We start from the raw sequence: 21,415 nt of genomic DNA, 5'->3' as shown, positions 1-21,415 counted from the left end.
GCGCGATCCTCTCGCCCGATTCTAGCGCTGGAAAGGCAATTGTCAATTTTTGCCAATCCTCACGCCGCCGCCGTTTCCGCCACGTCCGCCACTACCTTTTCCGCTTCCGAAAGCGTGAGGAAGGTGCGGTGTTTCCAGTTGGCCTTCTGCTCGGGGAAATCGGAGCGGTAGTGGCCGCCGCGGCTTTCTTCGCGCAGATACGCGCCGGTGGCGATGAGCTTTGCCGTGGTGACGATGTTGTGGAAGCGCATGCGGCTGTTTTCGCGTTCCAGCGCGGCAATCTCGCGGATTGCGGCCTTTAGGCCGTCGCGGGTGCGGATGACGCCGACGTGGTCGCTCATGATGCGGCGCAGCCGCGTCAAGGCCGGGCTGTCCTCGATGGTCACGAGGTCGTCGCTCTCGCCGGCATTCTTGCCCCAGTCGTTGGTCTTCGGCTCCGGCAGCATGCCCTTGATGTTTTCCGCGATGCGAGCGGCGAACACGACGGCTTCGAGCAAGGAGTTCGAGGCCAGGCGGTTGGCGCCGTGCACACCGGTGGAGGTGACCTCGCCGGCGGCCCACAGGCCGTCGATCGAGGTGCGGCCTTCCGCATCCGTCAGCACGCCGCCCATGTGGTAATGCACGGCAGGCACGACAGGGATCGGCTGCGTCACCGGGTCGATGCCGGCGGCCTTGCAGGAGGCGTAGACCGTCGGGAACATGTCGGGGAAATGGGCGCCCACCGCCTTGGTACAATCGAGGAAAGCGCCGCGGCCGGCCTGCACTTCGGCGAAGACACCGCGCGAGACGATGTCGCGGGGTGCGAGTTCCGCGTCCTCGTGGATATCCAGCATGAAGCGGTGGCCGGTGGAATTGATGAGATGCGCGCCGTCGCCGCGCAAGGCTTCGGTGGCGAGCGGTGCGGGATCGCGGCCGATATTGATGGCAGTCGGGTGGAACTGCACGAATTCCGGATCGGCGATGATGGCGCCGGCGCGCGCGGCCATGCCGACGCCCTGACCGCAGGCCTGCCACGGATTGGTGGTGACGGCAAAAAGATGGCCGACGCCGCCCGAGCACAGCACCACGGCGCGGGCCGGGAAATGCACGCGGTTCTTCGCCTGGCCGGCATCCGGCCGCGCGACAACGCCGGAAATGAAGCGGCCTTCGCGCACCAACTCCTCGACGACATAACCTTCGAGAACGCGGATCGACGGCGTTTTCCTTACGGCGGCGATGAGCGCTTCCATGATGGCCTTGCCGGCCATGTCGCCCTTGACGCGCACGATGCGGCGCTCGGAATGGGCGGCCTCGCGCGACAGCAGCAGCTTGCCTTCTAGGTCACGGTCGAAGGGCACGCCGTATTCCAGCAGGTCGTGGATGCGTGCAGGGCCTTTGGAGACCATGAAGCGCGCCATCTTCTCGTCGACGATGCCGGCGCCGGCCTCCAGCGTGTCGGCGACGTGTTTGTCGAAAGTGTCGCCGGGGCTCATCGCCGCCGCGATGCCGCCCTGCGCCCAGGCAGACGACGCGCCCTGGCCGATGGGGGCGGCCGCGAGGATCGTGACGGGTCGCGGCGCGAGTTTCAGCGCGCAGAAGAGGCCGGCAAGGCCGCCGCCGACGATGACGATATCGTCGATACCGTTCCAAGATTGCGGGCGAAAACTATCAATGGGCATGTCTCACTCCTCCGACGCGCCGCTAGCCGAGGGGCATTGCCCCTTCCCTCGAGGCTGGAGGGCGGCCTACTGCTTCAGGTTCACCATCCGCTCGACGGCGAGGCGGGCGCGATCGGCAATCGCCGGATCGACCAGCACCTCGTCCGTCATGGTCACCAGGCTGTCGAGGATCTTCGGCAGCGTGATGCGCTTCATGTGCGGACAGAGATTGCACGGCTTGACGAAATCGACGCCCGGCAGCTCCGCCTGGATGTTGGAGGCCATCGAGCATTCGGTGACGAGCAGCACGCGCGAGGGACGGTTGTCCTTGACGTAGTTGATCATGCCCGAGGTGGAGCCGGCGAAATCGCAGACGGCGATGACGTCCGGATGGCATTCCGGGTGCCCGATGATCTCGATGCCGGGATGGGACTCCTTGTAGGACAGCAGCTCCGCCGCCGTGAAGCGCTCATGCACCTCGCAATGGCCCTTCCAGGTCAGGATCTTCTTGTTGGTCTGCTTGGCGACGTTCATCGCGAGATACTCGTCGGGAATGCAGAGCACGGTGTCGCTCTCCAGGCTCTCCACGACGGCGAGCACGTTCGACGAGGTGCAGCAGATGTCCGTCTCCGCCTTCACGTCGGCCGACGTGTTGACGTAGGTCACAACCGGCACGCCCGGATAACGCTGCTTCAGGAGGCGCACGTCCTCGCCGGTGATCGATTCCGACAGCGAGCAGCCGGCGCGCGAATCCGGGATGAGCACGGTTTTTTCCGGGTTCAGCAGTTTCGACGTTTCCGCCATGAAGTGCACGCCGCACTGGATGATGATCTCGGCATCCACCTTGGTGGCGTCGCGGGCGAGCTGCAGCGAATCGCCCACGATATCGGCGACGCAGTGGAAGATTTCCGGCGTCTGGTAATTGTGCGCGAGGATGACGGCGCCGCGCTCCTTCTTCAGCCGATTAATAGCGGCGACATAGGGCGCATAGACCGGCCATTCGAAGGCGGGGATGAACTGCTTCACCTTCTCGTAGAGGTGCTCGGTCTCGCGCGCGATCTCGGGCGTGAAGGAAAGGTCGGGCTTTTCGAGCACGCCGAAGCGCTCCGCGGCGGTGAGCGGACGCGCTGCGCCGGCGGCTGCCGCATGCTGGGCCAGAACGGTCATGGAACCCTCCTTTTCCTCCGCCCCTTTCGGCGGAATGCTATTTTGCTCACTTTGAGCATAATAGCTTCAAAACAAAACCGGCATGGGCCGGTGATTCAGATTTAGAAACTTTTGTGACGGTTTGCAAGGAGCGCCGCCTGAAATCATTTCGGGCGGCGCAAGCATTTGGCATCAGGCGATCGCCGGGCGCAGGACGGCCTTTTCCTGGATCGGCCAGTGCACGATCGCCGCGAAGATGCCGAGCGCCACGCCGAGCCACCACACCGGATCATAGGTGCCGAACTGGTCGTAGAGATAGCCGCCCATCCACACGCCGAGGAACGAGCCGACCTGGTGCGACAGGAAGACGATGCCGCCCAGCAGGCCGAGATGCTTCGTGCCGAACATGATGGCGACGAGCGCATTGGTCGGCGGCACGGTGGAGAGCCAGAGCAGGCCCATGAGGATGGCGAAGATGATGACCGAGGCCGGCGATTTCGGCAGCAGGATGAAGGCCGACACCACCACGGAGCGGGCGATGTAGATATAGGCGAGGAAATACGGCTTCGAATACCGCTGGCCGATGACGCCGGCGGCGAGCGAGCCGATGATGTTGAAGAAGCCGATCAGCGCCAGCGCGATCACCGCATAACGCGCATCGATACCCAGATCGCCGAGATAGGCCGGGAAATGCGCGGTGATGAACGCCACCTGGTAGCCGCAGACGAAGAAGCCGGCGACGAGCAGCAGGTAGCTGCGGTGGCCGAGCGCTTCCTTCAGCGCCTCGCCGATCGTCTGCTTGTAATCGCTCGCGGCCGTGATGCCGGAGGAGGAATTGCCGCGCAGCGGAATGGCGATCAGCGGCACGAGGAGCATCAATATGCCGAGATAGACGAGGCTGTCCGACCAGCCATAGGCGCTGATCAGCCCTTGCGACAGCGGGGCGAACAGGAACATGCCGGCAGAGCCCGCCGCCGTGCAGATGCCGAAGGCCATGGAGCGCTGCTCCGGCGTGACATTGCGGGCAAAGGCGGAAAGCAGAATGCCGAAGGAGCCGGACCCGACGCCGAGCCCCACCAGCACGCCGCCGCCGATATGCAGCCAGAGTGGCGAGGTGCCGAGCGACATGAGGAACAGGCCGAGCGCATAAAGAAGGCCCGACATCAGCAGCACGCGCCAGGTGCCGAACTTGTCGGCGATGGCGCCGAAGAACGGCTGGCTGACGCCCCAGGCAAGGTTCTGGAACGCCATGGCAAGCCCGAAGGTCGTGCGGTCCCAGCCGGTATCCTGCAGCATGGGAAGCTGGAAAAAGCCCATCGCCGAGCGCGGGCCGAAGGTGAGCACGGCGATCAGCGAACCGGCGATGATGATGAGCCAGGGCATGGGCCGGCTCGCGGCGCGGGCCGCAACGATGGATGGGGCGGACATGGGCATCTCCGAAATCTGAGAGGGAAACCTATCGCCGGGCATGCATTAACAAAAGCGAATTTAATTGACCGAGCGATCAGCCGGATTGATGAAACAAACCGGTCCCGCCGTCGGCCGGATGTGCTTGACGCCGCTGCATTTTAGGCGCATGTGCCACGCAGGCGTCACAGGACGCCAACCAAACCCGGATAAGATCAATGGACCCCGACAGTCGACTATCGAGAGCGATCGCGCGACCATTCCGGTAAGAGGCTTCGGCTTCGCTCCGGATGGCGAGAATGCCCTCCAAGGAGCGAAACATGCTGCAGATCTATGCCCGCAAGGCTGACCGCTTTTGCCTGCGCGAAATTTCCAACCCCGCCATCGAGCAGGCGATCAACCCTGCCCTCTGGTATGACCTTCTGAACCCGACGACCGAGGAAGTGACGGACGTCGAGGCGGCCTTGCACATCACCATGCCGACGCGCGAGGAGATGGAGGACATCGAGCTGTCCGCCCGCCTCTATCAGGAGGACGGGGCCGCCTTCATGACCATGACGGCGCTCACCAATCTCGACGGCGACGAGCCGGCCAAGATGCCGGTGACCTTCATCCTGCGCGGGCCGACGCTGGTGACGGTGCGCCATGCCGAGGCAAAACCCTTCGTCACCTTCTGCAACCGGGCGCTGCGCGGCAACGGCCACAGCTACGAGACCGGCGAGGACGTCATGCTCGGCGTCATCGAGGCGGTGATCGACCGCATGGCGGATGTGCTGGAGCGGCTCGGCAACGAGATCGACGGTATTTCGCGCGAGGTGTTCCGCAGCAAGAAAGGCCCCTCCCGCAAGAAGACGCGCGACCTCGAAGCGCTGATCGAGCAGCTCGGCCGCAAGGGCGATTTCCTGAGCGGCGTGCGCGAAAGCCTCGTCAGCATCTCGCGCCTCGTCGCCTACCACGCGGCGCTGGAAAGCCCGTCACGCCGGCCCTCGAAGGAAATCCGCCAGCTCGTCAAGCTCGTGCAGCGCGATGCCGCCTCGCTCGGCGACCATGCCGCCTTCCTGTCGGGCAAGATCAACTTCCTGCTCGACGCGACGCTCGGCCTGATCAATCTGGAGCAGAATCAGATCATCAAGATCTTCACCGTCGCCTCGGTCGTCTTCCTGCCGCCGACACTGGTCGCCTCGGCCTATGGCATGAATTTCGAACTGATGCCGGAGCTGCAATGGACGCTCGGCTACCCCTTCGCGATCGGCCTGATGATTTTTTCGGCCCTGATGCCGTTTTTGTATTTCAAGCGGCGCGGGTGGGTTTGAGAACATCTCAAGGGCCGATTACAGCCAGTTTTCGGCCCTTAGGCCCGGCATGCGGGCAAACTCCCGGAGATTGTTGGTGACGACGATCAACCCCTCGCTGCGGGCGTGGCCGCCGATCTGCATGTCGTGGGGGCCGCAGGGCGTGCCCGCCCGCTCCAGCTCCGCACGGACCTGCCCATAATGCGCCGCCGCCTTGTCGCCAAAGGCCAGGACGTCCAGCCGCGCCACGAAATGCTCGATCGCCATCAGGTTTTCCGCACGCCGCGCCGATTTCTCCGCGCCGTAGTGCAACTCGCCGAGCGTGATGCTTGATATGCAGAGCTGCTCGGCCAGCGCGTTGAATTTTTCGCGCACGGCCGGCGGATAGGTCTTCATCACATAGATGCAGATATTGGTGTCGAGCATATAGGTCAGCATCAGAAAGACTCGCGCGCTTCGGCGGCCGGCTGCTCCCTTTCGTTCATGAAATCGTCGCTGACCCGCGGCCCGTTCGCGAAGAGATCGTCCCATCTCTGGCCCTGCGGGACGATGACGCGGCTGCGGCCGATCTTCAGAACATCGACCTGATGCACATGCTCCGGAAAGGCGAGTGCCTTGGGAAGGCGAACAGCCTGGCTGCGATTGCTGGTGAAAACGGTCGAACTGGCCATGCTTCGCCCCTTTGTGATATCCCGTTGGGATATACATAAGGCGCAGAGCCGAAAAATGCAAGAATGGGCGTCCGCCGCAGGCTAGGCCCGAATCTTCATCGGCCACCGCTCAGCGCGCGTCTTCGTCACGCGCACCTCGTCGCCGAGGCGGATTTCGCCTTCGCCGCGCGGCACCGCGTTCCAGCCGAAGAGCACGCCGGGCACGCGGCGGTCGGCGGACATGCGTTTTTCGGCGAGCCCCTGGATGGGATTTCCGCCGATGCGTTCGCCGGTCATCTGGTCCTGCGTGGTCATGATGCAGCGGGCGCAGGGTTTGACGAAATCGAGGACGATGCCGTTGATCTCGATCGCCTCCCAGAAATCCTCGGCCCAGGGGTCGTCGCAGGTGACGAGGATGTTGGTGCGGAAGCGGTCCATGCCGACGGGCTCCTGGCCCTTGGCGGCAAGTGTGCGGTTGAGATCGGCAAGCGAGCCCGTCGTCGTGACGAGAACGGGGAAACCGTCGGCAAAACCGACGGGCGCCGGGCTGCCGGCCCAGTCCTCGCCCTCGGCGCGCACGGCCAGCGCATCCATGTGCACGAGTTTGACGGGACGCGCGAACCAGTCGGAAAGCGTCTCGTTGACGGCCTCGTCGGCGACGGCGGCGTTGACCGGGCTGTCCCAGATGGTCACGTCGATGCGGTCTTCCGGCTCGAAGCTCGCGAAGAGCTGGCGGCCTTCCATTTCGAGGTGGAGGCTTTCGCCGACCGCCGTCGCCTCGACACGGGCGAGCGCCTGCAACTCGCGCTGGGTGATGAAGCGGCCGTCCGGCTCGACGATCATGAAGCGGCGGTCGCCCGCAAGCCCATCGAGGCGCACGGTCGCGCTTTCGACGGGGATGGCCCGGCCGCTCTTCAGCGGGTGAATGTTCAGACCTTCAATCTTCATGGCGGCGTCGTTTCCTGAGGTTTTGAGTCAACGCTTTGGCGAACCGATTCAATCCGGTGTCACAAAAGCATGTTTTTCTTCAGATTTCATCCAGAAGCATGTCGCGGATCGTGCGCAGGCGCGCCGTGCGCTCGCCGGCCATGCGCGCGCCTGCCGCCGTCTGGAAACCGTTCGCCAGCTTGAAGAGCTTGACCTCGAAATGATCGATGGCGAAGGCCTTGTCGTCCAGCGGGCGGTGTTCGGCGAGCGGGTCCAGGGGATCGTAGAGGCCGCTGCCCATGCGCCCGGCAATGTAGAAGCAGCGCGCCGCACCCACCATGCCGATCGCATCGAGCCGGTCGGCATCCTGCACTATCTTCGCCTCCAGCGTTTCCGGCGCGATATTGGCGGAAAAGCTGTGCGTGAGGATGGCGTGGCCGACCGCCGCCACGTCGCCGGCATCCCAGCCCTCGGCGGCAAGCAGGGCGGAGGCCTTTTCGGCGGCAAGGCGGGATGCCTGCGTGCGCAGCGGCGAGTTCTTCTCCACGGCCACGCAATCGTGCAGCAGCACTGCGGCCGCCAGAAGCCGCAGGTCGCCGCCCTCCTCCGCCTGGATGCGCCGTGCGTTCTTCCACACGCGGATCAAGTGCGCGGCATCGTGCGAGCCGTCATCGGCGACGAAGGCCTGCGGCAGCAGGCGCTCGGCGAGGTCGCCGAGGGGTGAAAAGGCGGCGGCGAGGCAGGTGAAGGACATGGGCGATCCGGTTTCGATTGCCCGAGACCTAGCCTGTCACGCCTCGACGTTCAATTCCGCCTTTTCGCTGGTCCCGGACTTTCCGGAGAGGATTTTCTGGTAGAACAGCCCGATGCCGATCAGCACCGCGCCGAGCCCGATGAAGGAGAGCGCGCGCAGGATGCCTTCAAGGTTGGCCATGTCGATCAGGAAGACCTTGACCACGGCGATCAGCACGAGGCCGGCCGAGGCGAGGCGTATGCTCTTCGAATCGAACTTCGAGCCGACGACGAGGAGTGCCACGCCGAGGAGCAGCCAGACGACGGAATAGGTGTAGGTCTCCGGCTGGAGGAAACCCTTCCAGTCCGCAATGCCCTCGCCATGCCAGTAGCGGCGCACCGAGAGCGTGACCCAGGCGAAGGCGAGCGCCACGCCGGCCAGCGCCAGCATGATGACATAGGGCATCGGCCGCCGGCCGCGCGCATACCAGGCAAGGCCGCCATAGGCGATGCCGGGCAGCAGGTAGCCCACGAGCAGCAGGTCGACGAACGGCCATTTGCCGAGCAGTTCCCCGGTGAAATAGGGGTTGAGGCCGATGAAATGGGCGCTCGCGATGGAGAGCACCGAGAGCACGCCGACGGCCATGGAGCCATAACGGAAGACCGGGCTTGGCGACTTGAGATCGAGCGACATCATGATCGCCGAAGCGCCGATGACCAAGAGCGTGTAGGTCGCCTGCTCGCCAAGCGTCGGCACGGAACTGTCGAGCACGCCGCCGTTCATGCCATGGCGCACGAGGATTGCGGCGGTCAGAAGCAGGAAGAGGCTCGCCAGCGCCTGGAGGAGGTTACGGATGCGCTCGCCCGGCCAGCGGCGCAGCTCGAAGGCGGAGAGTGCGAGAAGTGCCGCCGGAATACCATAGCCGGCGAGAAGCTGGTTGAAGACCGGCGTCTTCGAAAGGTTTGCAGCACCCACGATGGTCGGTTCCCAGGCGATGCGGCCGACGACGACCGCGGCGGCACCCGCCATCAGCCATGGCAGCACGGGCCAAGCACGGGCGCGTGTCGCGAAGACGGCCGCGGTGCCGAGAGCCGCCACGCCGAGCGTCGTGAAAAGGCCGTCCGTCAGGGCGTGCAGCGCCAGAACGAGGAAAGCGAAGCCGCCGGCGGCAAGCGTCCATTGCGGGATGAACAGGCCGCCCTCCTCCGTCCGCTCACGGGAGAAGGTTTCCGCCGCGGCGAAGAAGACGAGGCCGAGCAGCACGGCGAGGAGGCCGTGTTTCGCATCGAACGAGAGATTGCCGAAATTGAGGAAGCTGACGGCGAGCACCGCGAAGGGTACGGCGGGCGCCAGCAGGCTCCAGAGCGCCCCGAAATGGGGCGAGCCCGCGATACGCAGGCGCACCGCCGCGAGACCGACGGCGGCATAGGCCACCGCGAGGACCAGCAGCAGGTTGACGGGTGCAGCACCCAGGACCGGGATAGGCGTGGTGCCTTCCAGCGTCGGGGGTGCCAGCGCGCCGAACGTATCGATCAGCGCGCCGCCCGGCAGCGCGACCATGGTGGTGACGCCGACGACGGCACCGATTGCGGAGAAGATGGCGGGATAGATCGCCCAGCCGCGCAGGGCACCGAGCACCGCCAGCGCCATCACCAGGATGACGAAGCCGTAATCCGCATGGGTGATCGTCGGCACCCGGCTTGCGAGCACCAGCGCCGGGAAGACGACGGCGAGCGCGCCGGTCAGCGACACCGCGACGGCGGGCGGGGCGAGCAGTTTGTCGAACGGATCGGCGGGCGTGGCACCGGCTGGCGCCGGCGTGTCGTCGAGCGCGATAGCGCCCGGCCAGATTAGGCCATGGCCGAAGACGACCACCAGCAGGGCTGCGAGCACCGGCACGACATCGACAGTTTCGGCCCCGGCCAGGTAGAGCAAGGCCCAGAGCGCCATGCCGCCATTGGCGAGCGCCGGCACGACCTGCCAGCCGCGGATGCGCGAGGCGGCGAAGGTGGCGAGCCAGGCGACGGAGAGGAAGCCGAAGAGGCTCCAGGCACTCGGCTCGTCGGTCGAGACCAGTGCGGGCGTCAGCATGGAGGCGAGCAGGCCGAGGCCGGCCAGCGCCTGGCCGTGCAGCAGCGACAGGCCGATCGTCGCGAAGGAGACGGCGGCAAGCAGCACGAAGGCCGCGACCGGGCCGACATAGCCGTAGAACTCGTAGGAGACATAGGTGACGGCGAAAAGCGTGATGGCGCCGGCCGCCGTCAGCACGCCGGGGATCATGGCGTTCTGGAAGGCATTGGCGATGAGCGGCTGGGTGCGGCGGCGCACGAACTCGCCGATCGCCATCAGCACGAGGCCGAAGACCGCGGCAAGCGACAGGCGTACCGCCGGGCTGAGCAGCCCCGCCTCGATCGAATATTTGACCATGAAGATGCCGCCGAGCGCCAGCGCGATGCCGCCCACCCAGACGGCCCAGCGCGCACCGATGCGGCTTTCGAAGCTCTCCTTCGGCTTGACCGCGGCCGCGACGGGCGGCGCGGCAACGGCTTCCTCCGCCGTCTCGCTGGCGGCTGCCGCGTCAGCCGGCGCGCCGCCGAAGATGGCGCGGCCTTTTTCGACTTCGTCCGCCGTGACGGGCTTCGGGCCGGCCCAAGGGCCTGCGAACGGGGTCTCTGCCGGTTCTTCCGTCGGCGCCTCGCGCGCGGCTTCCGCCACATCCACGGAGGCCGCCTCGCCCGTCCCTTCCGCTGCCGGCACCGCCACCCCGCCGGCCTTCAGCGACTCGACCTCGCGCTTCAACCGCATCACCTCGTCGCCGATCTTCTGGGCGGAGTTGCGGGAGGCGTTGAGGGTGTAGAGCGCCAGGCCGATGGCGACCAAGGATAGGATTTCCAGCATTGCAACTCCAGCACGGCACACTTCAGGGTGGCGACACTACCCGGTTTTTTCCAAACGCCAAACGGGGTTACGTTTCAGCGCGTTGATCTCTTCGCCGTCAGCGCGTCAAATTCTCGATCGGGAAGATGGCGCAGGTTTCCGTGCCATGGGCGAGCAGCTTGCCCTTGCCGTCGCGCAGCCACGCTTCGGAGGTGGCGATGGTGCGGCCGCGGTGGATGATTTTTCCCTCGCAGAACACTTCGCCCATGCCGGGCAGCACGGGGCGCACGAGGTTCAGCTTGAACTCGATCGTCGTATAAGCTTCGCCCGGCTTGATGACCGAGAAGACGGCGCAGCCCAGTGCGGAATCCATCACCGTCGCCGTCCAGCCGCCATGCACGGTGCCGAGCGGGTTGAGGTGATCGGCCGACGGCATGCCGGAGAAGACGACGCGGCCTTCCTCCACTTCGGTCATGCTGAAGGCGAGCGTCTTGGCCATGGGCGGCGCCGGCAGGTCGCCGGCGAGCATGGCCTGCAACACCTTCAAGCCACCGTCGCGTTTCACCACGTCGAAAGGCAGCGTGCCGACGCTGCCGACCGTCAGCCCCGGATAGATCTCGACCGTCATGCACTGGCCTCTTTCGGTTGTTCGTGTTTCGGCGTCAGCGCCTTCAGCGCCGCCTGCACGAAGCCCTCGCGGGCGTCGGCAAGCTCCAGCCCGCGCGGTTCGCAGACATGCCGGTTGAGGAAATAGGCCGTCAGGCGGAAGCCGTCGGCAAGCGCCGTCACATCGGCCGCATGCCGGCTCTCGTCGCCGAGAAAGGCGGGCAGCGCCAGCATCTTGGCCGCCCAGGGCGCACCCGCGTCCCGCGAGACGGCGCGGCCGGATTTCGGCGAGACGTAGCAGAGCTCGTCGCGCGTGCCGGTCGCCGCGCATTCGAGCAGATCGAGACCGAAGCCGAGGTCGTTCAGGACGGCCAATTCGAAGCGCACGAAAAGCTCGCCGGCATCAGCCGGTTCGTGCAGGTGATCGAGGATGACGGAGAGCGCCTCGTAGAGATGGGGATGCGGATCGCGCTCCGGCAGGAAGCGCAGCAGCGCCGCCATGGCCTGCACGCCATAGACGGCGGTCGCCGTCTCCATCAGCCGCCCGGCGCGCAGTTCCAGCGGCTCGATGCGGAACTCGCCGAGATGTTCGTCGAGCCGCGCCCGCCAGGTCACCTCGACGGAATTGCCCGGCTGGAGCACCGGCTGCATGGTCCGCGACCGCCCGCCGCGCACCATGCCGAGATGGCGCCCGCGCTCACGCGTCATCACCTCGACGATCACCGACGTCTCGCCATGGCGCCGAACGCCCAGAACGATGGCCTCATCACTCCATTGCATGCGCCAAGCCTTACGCCCTCGACCGGTTGGGGGCAAGCGGGAGCCCGCGGTTGCCCCTCACCCTAACCCTCTCCCCGCAAGCGGGGAGAGGGGACGTGCCCGGAGAGACGTCTATGGCTTGGGAAAACAGAGCGGCATATCTCCTTCTCCCCGCTTGCGGGAAGAAGGTGGCCGGCAGGCCGGATGAGGGGCGGCTCTTTCTGCGGCGGAACGACGCGTGGCCTCGACGCCACACCTAAGCCATTGCCACAGTTTCGCTTTCTTCTCGCCCTGCCGATGCCGGCTTTGGCTTCAAAGAACCGCGGCAAGGCCTGCAGGCCAGCTTCGGAATCAAAAAGACAGGTGCCCAACTCATGTGTGTGTCCCCCCTCCGCGCCCTCGCCCTCCTGGCCCTTGCCGCCACGCTCGCCGGCTGCGCCACCACCGCCAAGCCGGTGAAAAAGGGGCCGGACCCGCTGCATGTGGCGATGTACGGGCCGCAGCCGGAGGAACGTTTCCCGCTGCCGGGCATGGATATCAGCCGGGTGAACCCGAAATATTTCCGCCAGCTCGTCGCCTATCAGACGGCGGAGCCGGCCGGCACCATCGTCATCGATACGCAGGACCGCTTCCTCTACCTCGTGCAGGATGGCGGCATGGCGCTGCGCTACGGCATCGGCGTCGGCAAGGCCGGCCTGGAATTCGAGGGCGGCGCGCGCATCGGCCGCAAGGCGGAATGGCCACGCTGGACGCCGACGCAGAACATGATCGCGCGCGAGCCGGAACGGAACCTGAAATGGGCGGGCGGCATGGAGCCGGGCCTCACCAATCCGCTCGGTCCGCGCGCGCTTTATCTTCACAAGGACGGCAAGGACACGCTCTTCCGCATCCACGGCACGTCCGAGCCGTGGTCGATCGGCAAGGCGGTGTCGAGCGGCTGCATCCGGCTGTTCAACCAGGATATCATCGACCTCTATGGCCGCGTGCCGACCGGAAGCCGCGTCGTGGTGCTCCAGCATCACTCGCCTGTGGACGAGGCCATGCCGATGGCGGCCGCCGACGGTTTGACGCCGCCGGCCGCGATATAAGAATTACCAGGCGTCGGGCTCGCGAACCATGTGCACGACATTGGCCGGGTTCATGACCCAGCCGCCGCGAAAGCCCTCACCCAGATCCTCGATGGCGTCGCATCGCACGGCGCCGTTCTTCTCCAGATGGCCGAGCGCCACCTTGTGGTCCGGCGTGAAGAGTTCGAGCCAGACTTCCGCCTGGCTGAAGGTCGGCGCTTCGTCGATCCACAGCCGGTTCGGGCCGAGATGGAAGCCCGTAGCGGGTGCCTTGTCGTCGAAAGGTTCGAGGCCGACGACATCGCGGTAGAAGGCGATCGTCGCCTCGTATTGATGCGACGGCACCTTCATGGCGATGTTGATGCCGCCCTTGATGTTTGCAGTCATGGTCTTCTCCTCAGGTGTAATCCTGCTGCTCGGAAGCGACGACGCCCTTGAGCTCGCTCGGGTAATAACCCTCGCGCAGGTTGATGCCGTATTCGACATAGGCCTTCATGCAGGCGAGCATCTGCGACCAGCCCTCGCAATTCATGTAGGACGATTTCTGGCCGCGCTCGTTCTCGCGCCAGCCCGTCTCGGCGATGGTCACCATCGTGCCGCCGTCGTCGAGCGCCTTGAAGCGCATCTCGACGCGCGTCTTGTAGGGGGCCTCCCCCTCGTCCACCATGGCATCCCAGCGGAAGACGATGAGCGCGTTCTCCTCGACCTTGTCGACGATGACGGGAGCCATGCCCCACCAGGTGACCGTCGTGCCTTCGACGAGCGGCGCGCTCGCGCCGCCGATGGTGGTGAAATAGCCGCTCAGCTTTTGCGGGTTGACCACGGCGTCGAAGACGTCGGCGACCGGCTTTCCGATCCGCCCGTTCACGCGAAATTCCAGCGTCATGCCGTCCTCCTTCGGGGCGAAAGCGCCCTCCTCTGCTTGTCTCAGGTCAAAATATGTTATAAAAACATAACATGTCAAGCGAATCGAAAGAGGATGCCGTTTTCAAGGCGCTCGCCAACGGCAAACGGCGGCAGATGCTGGATGCGATCAAACACGCGCCGCTGACGACGGGCGCGCTGTGCGAAAAGTTTCCGGAAATGGACCGGTGCACGGTCATGCAGCACCTGAAGGTGCTGGAAGAGGCGGATCTCGTGCTGCCGCGCCGCGAGGGCCGCGAGCGCTGGAATCACCTCAATGCCCTGCCGATCCAGGCGATTCACGACCGCTGGATCAGCCAATATGCCGGCCACGCGATGAACGTGCTGTCGGCCTTGAAGAGCGAACTGGAGGGCTGAGGCGCCGCCGTTTGACAGCGCCTGCCTAAAAATCAAACTTCGACGGCGATGCGGCCGATCTCGGCGATGAGGGCGTTGCGCTCGTCGCCGGAGATGCCGGGGATTTCGCAAAACGCGCTGACGACGATGGCGCCGCGGTCCGGCGACCAGGCGACGGCCACGTCGTTGGCATTGCCGGCCTTGTCGCCGTTCGTGCCGGTCTTGTCTCCGGTCGTCCAGTCGGCCGGGAAGCCGGCGCGCAGCCGTGTGTCGCCCGTCTTGTTCATGACGAGCCAAGCGGCGAGCTGCGCCTTCGAGCGCGGCGAAAGGACGTCGCCGAAGATCAGCTTGCGCAGCGTCTCGACCATGGCGACCGGGGTCGTCGTGTCGCGCTCGTCGTCCGGCGTTTCGCGATAGTTGAGCGTCGGCTCCGTGCGATCGAGGCGGGTGATGTCGTCGCCGAACCCGCGCAGGAACTGCGTCACCGCCTTCGGCCCGCCGGAACCGGCCAGCAAGATGTTTGCAGCCGCATTGTCGCTGAGCGTGATGGTCGCCTCGCAGAGCTCCGCAACGGAGATGCTGCCGCCGACGCGCTTTTCCACCACCGGCGCATAGTCCACAAGGTCCGCCTTCTTGACGGTGATGCGCCGGTCGAGAGTCTCTTCTTCGCGATCGACGCGGGCCAGGATATGCCCGGCCAGCAGCGCCTTGAAGGTGCTGCACATCAGGAAGCGCTCGTCCGTGCGATGGCCGAGCCGCGCGCCCGTCGCGAGATTAAGTATGGCAACGCCGATGCGGCCGCCATGGCGCGCTTCCAGCGCGGCAAGCCGCTTTTCCAGGCTGTCGCCGGTCGCGGCGCCGGCTGTACCCGCCAGCGCGGACACTGCGGGAACGGCAAAGAGAGCGCCGGCAATCGCCTGCCGGCGTGAAAGGATGATCGTCATGTTTCTGTCCTGTCTGTCGGCGCCGGGAGCGTGGTTACGCCCGCCCGGCCCGTTTGAGCCCGCCCATGCCGCGACTATGCGAAAGCGGGCGGGTCAAAACAAACGACGATTTCTGCCGGCAGCCATTAGGAAAATTTGGGCTTATTTCCGCTTCATCGCTTCGGCAAGCGCTGCGCCGAATGCACCCTGTGACGGTGCCTGCTGCTTCGGCGCCGCCTGGGCGAATTTCGGCTTCATCTGCGCATTTTTATCGTTGCGGGACGCGTTGTCGCGTGGTGCTGGCTCGCCGCCCTCCTTGCGCATGGTCAGGCCGATGCGCTTGCGCGGCACGTCCACCTCGGTGACGCGCACCTTCACCACGTCGCCCGCCTTCACCACCTCGTGCGGATCCTTGACGAAGCGATCCGCCAGTTGCGAGACGTGCACGAGGCCGTCCTGGTGCACACCGATATCGACGAAGGCGCCGAAGGCGGCGACGTTGGTCACGGTGCCTTCCAGCAGCATGCCGGGCTTCAGGTCCTTGATGTCGTCGATGCCATCGGCAAAGGTCGCGGTCTTGAATTCCGGGCGCGGGTCGCGGCCGGGCTTTTCCAGTTCCGCCAGAATGTCCTTCACGGTGGGCAGGCCGAAGCGCTCATCGACGAAGACTTTCGGGTCGAGCTGCTTGAGGGCGGCACTGTCGCCCATCAGCGTGCGCACGTCCCGCCCGCAGGCGGCGACGATCTTTTTCGCGACGCCATAGGCTTCCGGGTGCACGGAGGAGGCATCGAGCGGCTCCTTGCCGTTCGGGATGCGGAGGAACCCGGCCGCCTGTTCGAAGGTGCGGGCACCGAGGCGCGGGACCTTCATCAGCTCCTTGCGGCTTCCGAACGGGCCGTTGGCGTCACGATGCGCGACGATCGCCTCCGCCGACGACTTGCCGAGACCGGAAACGCGGGCGAGCAGCGGGGCCGACGCCGTGTTGAGATCGACGCCGACGGCGTTCACCGCGTCTTCCACCACGGCATCGAGCGAGCGCGACAGCTTGCCCTGGTCGACATCGTGCTGGTATTGGCCGACGCCGATCGATTTCGGCTCGATCTTCACGAGTTCGGCGAGCGGATCCTGCAAACGCCGCGCGATGGAGACGGCACCGCGCAGCGAGACGTCGAGATTGGGGAATTCGGCCGCCGCCGTTTCCGAGGCGGAATAGACCGAGGCGCCGGCTTCCGAGACGATGACCTTGGTGGGTTTTGGCGCCGACAATTGCGCCAACAGGTCGGCGACGAGTTTTTCGGTCTCGCGGCTGCCGGTGCCGTTGCCGATCGAGATCAGCTCCACCTTGTGCTTGCGGATGAGCGAGGCGATTTCGGCCTGGGTGCCGCGCACGTCGTTTTTCGGCGGGAACGGATAGACGGTCGTCGTCTCCACCACCTTGCCGGTATTGTCGACGACGGCCACCTTCACACCCGTGCGGATGCCCGGGTCAAGGCCCATCGTGGCGCGGGTGCCGGCGGGGGCGGCAAGGAGCAGGTCCTTGAGATTGCGGGCGAAAACGCGGATCGCCTCTTCTTCCGAGCGCTCGCGCATTTCGCGCATCAGGTCGAGCGACAGCGACATGGAGAGTTTCACGCGCCAGGTCCAGCCGATGACTTCGGCTAGCCACTTGTCGCCCGGCTTCGTGCCGATGGCATAGAAGGAGGCGATGATGCGCTCGACGGGTTTGACCGGTTCGGTGTTGTCCTGGTCGACGACGATATCGACCGACAAAAACTCCTCGTTCCAGCCGCGCAGCATGGCGAGCGCGCGATGGCCCGGCACCGTCGCCCAGCGTTCGGTATGGTCGAAATAATCGGAAAACTTCGCGCCGGCCTCCTGCTTGCCCTCGACGACGCGGGCGCGCAGGAACGCGTTGCTCTTCATATATTCGCGCAGCCGCTTCAGCAGGTCGGCATTTTCGGTCAGTTGCTCGGCGACGATGTCGCGCGCGCCTTCCAGCGCCGTCTTGACGTCCGGCACCTCGGCCGAGAGGAATTTCGCCGCCAGTTCCGCCGGCACCAGCGCGCGGTCTGCCAGAATCTGTTCGGCGAGCGGACCGAGGCCTCGTTCGCGGGCGATTTCCGCCTTGGTGCGGCGCTTCGGCTTGTAGGGCAGGTAGATGTCTTCGAGTTCGGCCTTGGTGGTGACGGCGGCGATCTTGGCGGTCAGCTCGTCCGTCAGCTTGCCCTGCCCCGAGATCGATTCGAGGATCGAGGCGCGGCGGGCTTCCAGTTCGCGGAGATAGGTCAGGCGCTCGGCGAGCGTGCGCAGCTGCGTGTCGTCGAGGCCGCCGGTCACTTCCTTGCGGTAGCGCGCGATGAAGGGCACGGTGGCCCCCTCGTCGAGCAGCCCCACGGCGGCGGAAACCTGCGCGGAGGTCGCCTTGATCTCGGCGGCGATCAGGTTCGCGATCTTGAGCGGTGTCGGGGCCATGGGAAACTCCTCTGGGTGGCGCGGGCGGCGACCATAGTGCGCCGGCCCCCGGCAGGCCACCGAAAGGCCCCGGACCGGCGGCCACGTCCACAATATATATCACGGAAGGCGGCGCATGGCAGAACTGTGCCAGGGTTGAACGACCGGCAACATAGGCTTACTGGTTGTAACCCTTCATAAAGTCTTGCCGACTATCCTGCCCGCACGCAACTGCAACGGGGCCATCGGCATGCGCGCAACAGTTCTTGCAGCAGTTTCACTGGCGGCCCTGGCCGCGGCAGGGCCCGCGCATGCGGCGTCGCTCAACCTGCTCATCTGGGAATCCTATATCGACGAGCAGATCCTCGCCGACTGGGCGGCCGAGACGGGTATCGAGGTGCGCCAGACCTTCTACGACAGCGGGGACGCGCGCGACGAAATCCTCGCCGACCCGAACAGCAATGTCGACGTGGTCGTGACCAACGAGAACGGCGCCAAGCTCTATGGCAACCGCGGCGTCATCATGGCGCTCGACGCGGAAAACGTGCCGGCGCTGAAGGATTACGCACAAGACTGGTCGAAGCGCTGCGGCGGCTACGGCGTGCCCTATCTCTGGGGCACGATGGGCATTCTCTACCGCTCCGACAAGATCACCACGCCGCCGACCTCCTGGGCGGACATCATGCGCCCGGCCGAAAGCCTGCGCGGCCATATCGCCATGTATGACGACCACAACGAGGCCTTCGTCGGCCCGCTGGTGCTGCTCGGCAAATCGGTGAACGCCAACGACAACGAAACGCTGAAGGCGGCTTACGAGCTGATGAAGGCACAGGCCCCCTTCGTGCTCACCTACGACTATGTCATCACCTCGATCCAGAGCGCCGACAAGGGCCCGAACATCCACATGGCGCTCGGCTATAGCGGCGACCAGTACACGCTGAACGACAAGGTCTCCTCGCCCGGCCTCTGGCGCTACGTCGTGCCGAAGGAAGGCACGCTCTCCTGGCTCGACTGCATCTCCGTCAGCGCCCGCTCGAACAACAAGGACCTCGCGCTGAAGCTGGTCGACTATATCAGCAATGCCAAGAACGGCGCGCGCAACGCCGTCAAGCTCAACATGCCGACCGCAAGCACGGCCGCACTCGCCCTGCTGCCGGAAGACATGCGATCCAATCCCGAAATCTATGCGGCACCGGAAATCCTGGCGAAGAGCCAGCTTCAGGAGGAACTGACCGTTCAATCGGTCCAGGCCCGCCGCCGCATCATCAGCAGTCTGGCCCAGAATCAGTGACGCTCGGAAAACGCGCCCTCTCCCTCATCTTCCCGGTCGTGCTGGCAGGTTACGTGCTCGCCGGCGCACTGATCTATTACGTGCAGGGTTCGTCGATCCTCGCGCTCGAGCGCGCGCGCCTGTGGCAGCAGATGGGCCTGCTCACCGCCGTCTTCCAGAACGAGGTGACGCAGAACCGCAGCTTCATCTATTCGCTGGTCGAAGGCGGCGCCGTGCGCCTCTTCGTCAACGAGCCGGATGCCGCATATCGCAACACTGCGCTCGGCGTGCGGCTGCAGCAGAGCATCACCTCGCTCACCGACGACCGCAAGCGCTTCATCTCGGTCGCGATCATCCGTCCGCCGCTGACGGTAGATTATTATTTCGAGGATAGCGACGACCCGTTCGCCGAAATCACGCCGCAGCAGATCGCGCATGCGCAGCAGGTCATCGACAGCCCCCGGCTCTCCTCCTGGTCCTACCTCAACACGGCCGGCCTGGAACCGCTGATCGTGCATTCGGAATTCATCGACCCGCTGACCTTCAACCGCCCGGTCGCCAGCGCCAAAAGCAGCGCGATCCTGGTGCAGACGGCGGTCCGGCCAAAGCTCTTCCTCGACATGAAGCGGGCGCTGGAAAAGGAATATGGCGCGACGATCGACATCGGGCAGCACCAGCTTCTGGCGCAGGGCTCGCTTTCGGCGACCGCCACGCTCAGCCCCTCGCTCTTCGCGCGCCTGACGCCGGACCCGTCCTATCTTGAAAACCGGCTCTGGACGCTGAAATCGCTTCTGGCGCTCGGCGCCATAGCACTCAGCCTCTGCACGATCATCCTCGTGCTCGGCCTGGTGCGCCGCTATATCACCAACCCGATCGCCAGCCTCGACCGCCAGCTCACCGACGTCATGACCGGCAACCGCAGCGCGCTGCCCGAGATGAACGAACCCGGCGAAATCGGCCGCCTTTCGGCAAACGTCAAGCGGCTGCACGACCATTCGATGAAATCCTTCGATCTCGTGCGCAACGCCTCCTGGACCGACACGCTGACCGGCATTTCCAACCGGGAATATTTCAACATCCGCTCGACGCAGATCCTCGAAGAGGCGGAGGCCGAAGATATCGGCTGTACCCTGCTCTTCATCGACGTGGACAATTTCAAGTTCGTCAACGACAAACACGGCCACAAGATCGGCGACGAGCTTCTGAAGACGCTGGCCGACCGCATCTCCGACATCGTGGAGCGCGTCGTTGGCGAGCGCGGCCTGCCGAACGGCCTGTTCGCCCGGCTTTCCGGCGACGAATTCGCCATCATGCTGCGCTGCCAGCCGGGCAGCGGCACGATCACGGAAATCTCCAACGCCATCCTGGCGCTGTTCGGCGAAGGTTTCGAAGTGCTGGACAAGGCCTATCCGGTCACGGCCAGCATCGGCATCGCGGTCTATCCGGAAGATGCCCGCACCCTGCCGGAACTGGTGGCGCATGCCGACGCGGCGATGTACCAGGCGAAATCCCAGGGCAAGAACGGCTCGGCCCGTTATTCCCGCTCGCTGCACGAAAAGCGCAACCGCCAGCGCCGTATCGAGGAGGAACTGCGCGTCCTCGAACCGGACCGGGAATTCCACCTCGTCTACATGCCGATCGTCGACGGCCATGGCAAGGTGACGGGATGCGAGGCGCTCCTGCGCTGGACCTCGCCGGTGCTCGGCCGCGTTACGCCGGACGAATTCATTCCGATTGCCGAGACGACCGGCCTGTTCAGCAAGATCGACTGGTGGGTTATCGACCGGGCGATGTCGGAACACAGCCATATCCGCAAGCTTTTCGGCCCCGAGACGATCCTCTGCATCAATATCTCGTCGGCCGAACTCTATACCAAGTCGATCAGCGACCATTTCTGCGAATGCGCCGACCGCCACGGCGTCGATGCACGCATGATCGAGATCGAGCTCACCGAAACCTTCGCGGTGAAACTCGGCGACCAGTCCCGCCGCAACATCGAGATCCTTCGCGCCCGCGGCTTCCGCATCTCGATCGACGATTTCGGCGCCGGCTATACCTCGGTGCAGCAGATCATCGAGTACCCGGCCGAGACCATCAAGCTCGACCGCGAGCTGGTCGAGAGCCTGACGCGCTCCGCCGCACTGCCGACGCTGCGCGCCCTCGTCGCGCTCTGCCATGCGCAGGACATGTCGGTGATCGCCGAGGGCGTCGACACGACGGAGAAGATGGCGCTGCTCGCCGCCGCCGGCTGCGACCTCTACCAGGGCTATCTCATCAGCCGCCCCCTGACGCTGGAAGAGATAGGCATCTGGGCGATGCAGCGGCTCGTCGAAAAGGCCCGCGAGGCCGCGCAGACCCCGGAGCGGCGCGCCAGCGCCTGACCATTTTCCGCGACTTGCAGTGCCTCCAG

19 protein-coding genes are annotated in these 21,415 nt (G+C 65.3%); 5 read left to right on the top strand and 14 right to left on the bottom strand.

The genetic code is table 11. The annotated features are described in order from the left end of the window. Positions 1 to 59: 59 nt before the first annotated feature. The 3 genes from J2Y63_RS04750 to J2Y63_RS04740 form a co-directional block, all read right to left on the bottom strand. Positions 60 to 1,658, bottom strand: coding sequence for an L-aspartate oxidase (locus tag J2Y63_RS04750; RefSeq protein ID WP_435265166.1), 1,599 nt, complete (start codon positions 1,656 to 1,658; stop codon positions 60 to 62). 66 nt (positions 1,659 to 1,724) lie between these two features. Then, complete coding sequence (gene nadA, locus J2Y63_RS04745) at positions 1,725 to 2,804, bottom strand: quinolinate synthase NadA (protein WP_435265165.1); 1,080 nt, start codon at positions 2,802 to 2,804, stop codon at positions 1,725 to 1,727. A gap of 171 nt (positions 2,805 to 2,975) precedes the next feature. Then, the gene (locus J2Y63_RS04740) at positions 2,976 to 4,211 is read right to left on the bottom strand and encodes an MFS transporter (RefSeq protein WP_435265164.1); all 1,236 of its coding nucleotides are present in this window, start codon (positions 4,209 to 4,211) and stop codon (positions 2,976 to 2,978) included. A 299-nt stretch (positions 4,212 to 4,510) separates the two neighbouring features. Here J2Y63_RS04740 and J2Y63_RS04735 point away from each other — a divergent pair, with 299 nt between their 5' ends. Then, entirely contained in the window at positions 4,511 to 5,503 is a 993-nt protein-coding gene (locus J2Y63_RS04735) for a magnesium transporter CorA family protein (RefSeq protein ID WP_435265163.1), read from the top strand. An 18-nt stretch (positions 5,504 to 5,521) separates the two neighbouring features. Here J2Y63_RS04735 and vapC read toward each other — a convergent pair whose 3' ends face one another. The 7 genes from vapC to recO all read right to left on the bottom strand — a co-directional run bounded on the left by vapC (position 5,522) and on the right by recO (position 12,055). After that, complete coding sequence (vapC, locus tag J2Y63_RS04730; RefSeq protein WP_435265162.1) at positions 5,522 to 5,920, bottom strand: type II toxin-antitoxin system tRNA(fMet)-specific endonuclease VapC; 399 nt, start codon at positions 5,918 to 5,920, stop codon at positions 5,522 to 5,524. Further along, positions 5,920 to 6,153 carry a type II toxin-antitoxin system VapB family antitoxin gene (gene vapB, locus J2Y63_RS04725; protein WP_319311282.1) on the bottom strand — a complete coding sequence of 78 codons (234 nt, stop codon included), beginning with the start codon at positions 6,151 to 6,153 and terminating at the stop codon, positions 5,920 to 5,922. The genes vapC and vapB overlap by 1 nt, the downstream gene beginning before the upstream one ends. A gap of 81 nt (positions 6,154 to 6,234) precedes the next feature. Next, a complete protein-coding gene (locus J2Y63_RS04720) occupies positions 6,235 to 7,080 on the bottom strand; it encodes an MOSC domain-containing protein (RefSeq protein ID WP_435265161.1) in 846 nt (281 codons plus the stop codon). A 79-nt stretch (positions 7,081 to 7,159) separates the two neighbouring features. Beyond that, the gene (locus tag J2Y63_RS04715; RefSeq protein WP_435265160.1) at positions 7,160 to 7,813 is read right to left on the bottom strand and encodes an HD domain-containing protein; all 654 of its coding nucleotides are present in this window, start codon (positions 7,811 to 7,813) and stop codon (positions 7,160 to 7,162) included. 36 nt (positions 7,814 to 7,849) lie between these two features. Beyond that, entirely contained in the window at positions 7,850 to 10,690 is a 2,841-nt protein-coding gene (locus J2Y63_RS04710; RefSeq protein ID WP_435265159.1) for a DUF2339 domain-containing protein, read from the bottom strand. Between the two features lie 97 nt (positions 10,691 to 10,787). Continuing rightward, entirely contained in the window at positions 10,788 to 11,297 is a 510-nt protein-coding gene (locus J2Y63_RS04705) for a PaaI family thioesterase (RefSeq protein WP_319311273.1), read from the bottom strand. Further along, a complete protein-coding gene (gene recO / locus J2Y63_RS04700) occupies positions 11,294 to 12,055 on the bottom strand; it encodes a DNA repair protein RecO (RefSeq protein ID WP_435265158.1) in 762 nt (253 codons plus the stop codon). The genes J2Y63_RS04705 and recO overlap by 4 nt, the downstream gene beginning before the upstream one ends. 353 nt (positions 12,056 to 12,408) lie before the next feature. On the opposite strand from recO, the gene J2Y63_RS04695 reads away from it, so the two are divergent. Then, positions 12,409 to 13,122, top strand: coding sequence for a L,D-transpeptidase (locus tag J2Y63_RS04695; protein ID WP_435265157.1), 714 nt, complete (start codon positions 12,409 to 12,411; stop codon positions 13,120 to 13,122). Positions 13,123 to 13,125: 3 nt separating this feature from the next. Here the strand turns inward: J2Y63_RS04695 and J2Y63_RS04690 are convergent, their stop codons facing one another. Together J2Y63_RS04690 and J2Y63_RS04685 are read right to left on the bottom strand one after the other, a co-directional pair. Continuing rightward, positions 13,126 to 13,488 carry a hypothetical protein gene (locus tag J2Y63_RS04690; RefSeq protein WP_435265156.1) on the bottom strand — a complete coding sequence of 121 codons (363 nt, stop codon included), beginning with the start codon at positions 13,486 to 13,488 and terminating at the stop codon, positions 13,126 to 13,128. A gap of 10 nt (positions 13,489 to 13,498) precedes the next feature. Next, positions 13,499 to 13,987 carry an SRPBCC domain-containing protein gene (locus tag J2Y63_RS04685; protein WP_435265155.1) on the bottom strand — a complete coding sequence of 163 codons (489 nt, stop codon included), beginning with the start codon at positions 13,985 to 13,987 and terminating at the stop codon, positions 13,499 to 13,501. Between the two features lie 71 nt (positions 13,988 to 14,058). On the opposite strand from J2Y63_RS04685, the gene J2Y63_RS04680 reads away from it, so the two are divergent. Continuing rightward, positions 14,059 to 14,382, top strand: a complete 324-nt coding sequence (locus J2Y63_RS04680) for an ArsR/SmtB family transcription factor (RefSeq protein ID WP_435265154.1) — start codon at positions 14,059 to 14,061, stop codon at positions 14,380 to 14,382. Between the two features lie 32 nt (positions 14,383 to 14,414). Here the strand turns inward: J2Y63_RS04680 and bla are convergent, their stop codons facing one another. Together bla and J2Y63_RS04670 are read right to left on the bottom strand one after the other, a co-directional pair. Then, entirely contained in the window at positions 14,415 to 15,305 is an 891-nt protein-coding gene (bla, locus tag J2Y63_RS04675; protein ID WP_435265153.1) for a BKC/GPC family carbapenem-hydrolyzing class A beta-lactamase, read from the bottom strand. Between the two features lie 141 nt (positions 15,306 to 15,446). Then, positions 15,447 to 17,756: a Tex family protein gene (locus tag J2Y63_RS04670; RefSeq protein WP_435265152.1), complete on the bottom strand. Its 2,310-nt coding sequence runs from the start codon at positions 17,754 to 17,756 to the stop codon at positions 15,447 to 15,449. A gap of 229 nt (positions 17,757 to 17,985) precedes the next feature. On the opposite strand from J2Y63_RS04670, the gene J2Y63_RS04665 reads away from it, so the two are divergent. Both J2Y63_RS04665 and J2Y63_RS04660 read left to right on the top strand, forming a co-directional pair. Further along, the gene (locus tag J2Y63_RS04665) at positions 17,986 to 19,026 is read left to right on the top strand and encodes a polyamine ABC transporter substrate-binding protein (protein WP_256118780.1); all 1,041 of its coding nucleotides are present in this window, start codon (positions 17,986 to 17,988) and stop codon (positions 19,024 to 19,026) included. Beyond that, a complete protein-coding gene (locus J2Y63_RS04660) occupies positions 19,023 to 21,386 on the top strand; it encodes a putative bifunctional diguanylate cyclase/phosphodiesterase (protein ID WP_256118779.1) in 2,364 nt (787 codons plus the stop codon). The genes J2Y63_RS04665 and J2Y63_RS04660 overlap by 4 nt, the downstream gene beginning before the upstream one ends. The last annotated feature ends 29 nt before the right edge of the window (positions 21,387 to 21,415 follow it).

Origin of the sequence: Shinella sp. BE166, from assembly GCF_051201095.1 — a bacterium.
Taxonomy (GTDB): Bacteria; Pseudomonadota; Alphaproteobacteria; order Rhizobiales; family Rhizobiaceae; genus Shinella; species Shinella lacus.
Note: the sequence above shows the minus strand (reverse complement) of the source record. Positions and strands in the feature narration are given on the sequence as shown.

Bases quoted from the DNA above. Each gene is read 5' to 3' on its own strand.
- J2Y63_RS04750 (WP_435265166.1), bottom strand. From the start codon at position 1,658: ATGCCCATTGATAGTTTTCGCCCGCAATCTTGGAACGGTATCGACGAT.
- nadA (WP_435265165.1), bottom strand. From the start codon at position 2,804: ATGACCGTTCTGGCCCAGCATGCGGCAGCCGCCGGCGCAGCGCGTCCG.
- J2Y63_RS04740 (WP_435265164.1), bottom strand. From the start codon at position 4,211: ATGTCCGCCCCATCCATCGTTGCGGCCCGCGCCGCGAGCCGGCCCATG.
- J2Y63_RS04735 (WP_435265163.1), top strand. From the start codon at position 4,511: ATGCTGCAGATCTATGCCCGCAAGGCTGACCGCTTTTGCCTGCGCGAA.
- vapC (WP_435265162.1), bottom strand. From the start codon at position 5,920: ATGCTGACCTATATGCTCGACACCAATATCTGCATCTATGTGATGAAG.
- vapB (WP_319311282.1), bottom strand. From the start codon at position 6,153: ATGGCCAGTTCGACCGTTTTCACCAGCAATCGCAGCCAGGCTGTTCGC.
- J2Y63_RS04720 (WP_435265161.1), bottom strand. From the start codon at position 7,080: ATGAAGATTGAAGGTCTGAACATTCACCCGCTGAAGAGCGGCCGGGCC.
- J2Y63_RS04715 (WP_435265160.1), bottom strand. From the start codon at position 7,813: ATGTCCTTCACCTGCCTCGCCGCCGCCTTTTCACCCCTCGGCGACCTC.
- J2Y63_RS04710 (WP_435265159.1), bottom strand. From the start codon at position 10,690: ATGCTGGAAATCCTATCCTTGGTCGCCATCGGCCTGGCGCTCTACACC.
- J2Y63_RS04705 (WP_319311273.1), bottom strand. From the start codon at position 11,297: ATGACGGTCGAGATCTATCCGGGGCTGACGGTCGGCAGCGTCGGCACG.
- recO (WP_435265158.1), bottom strand. From the start codon at position 12,055: ATGCAATGGAGTGATGAGGCCATCGTTCTGGGCGTTCGGCGCCATGGC.
- J2Y63_RS04695 (WP_435265157.1), top strand. From the start codon at position 12,409: ATGTGTGTGTCCCCCCTCCGCGCCCTCGCCCTCCTGGCCCTTGCCGCC.
- J2Y63_RS04690 (WP_435265156.1), bottom strand. From the start codon at position 13,488: ATGACTGCAAACATCAAGGGCGGCATCAACATCGCCATGAAGGTGCCG.
- J2Y63_RS04685 (WP_435265155.1), bottom strand. From the start codon at position 13,987: ATGACGCTGGAATTTCGCGTGAACGGGCGGATCGGAAAGCCGGTCGCC.
- J2Y63_RS04680 (WP_435265154.1), top strand. From the start codon at position 14,059: ATGTCAAGCGAATCGAAAGAGGATGCCGTTTTCAAGGCGCTCGCCAAC.
- bla (WP_435265153.1), bottom strand. From the start codon at position 15,305: ATGACGATCATCCTTTCACGCCGGCAGGCGATTGCCGGCGCTCTCTTT.
- J2Y63_RS04670 (WP_435265152.1), bottom strand. From the start codon at position 17,756: ATGGCCCCGACACCGCTCAAGATCGCGAACCTGATCGCCGCCGAGATC.
- J2Y63_RS04665 (WP_256118780.1), top strand. From the start codon at position 17,986: ATGCGCGCAACAGTTCTTGCAGCAGTTTCACTGGCGGCCCTGGCCGCG.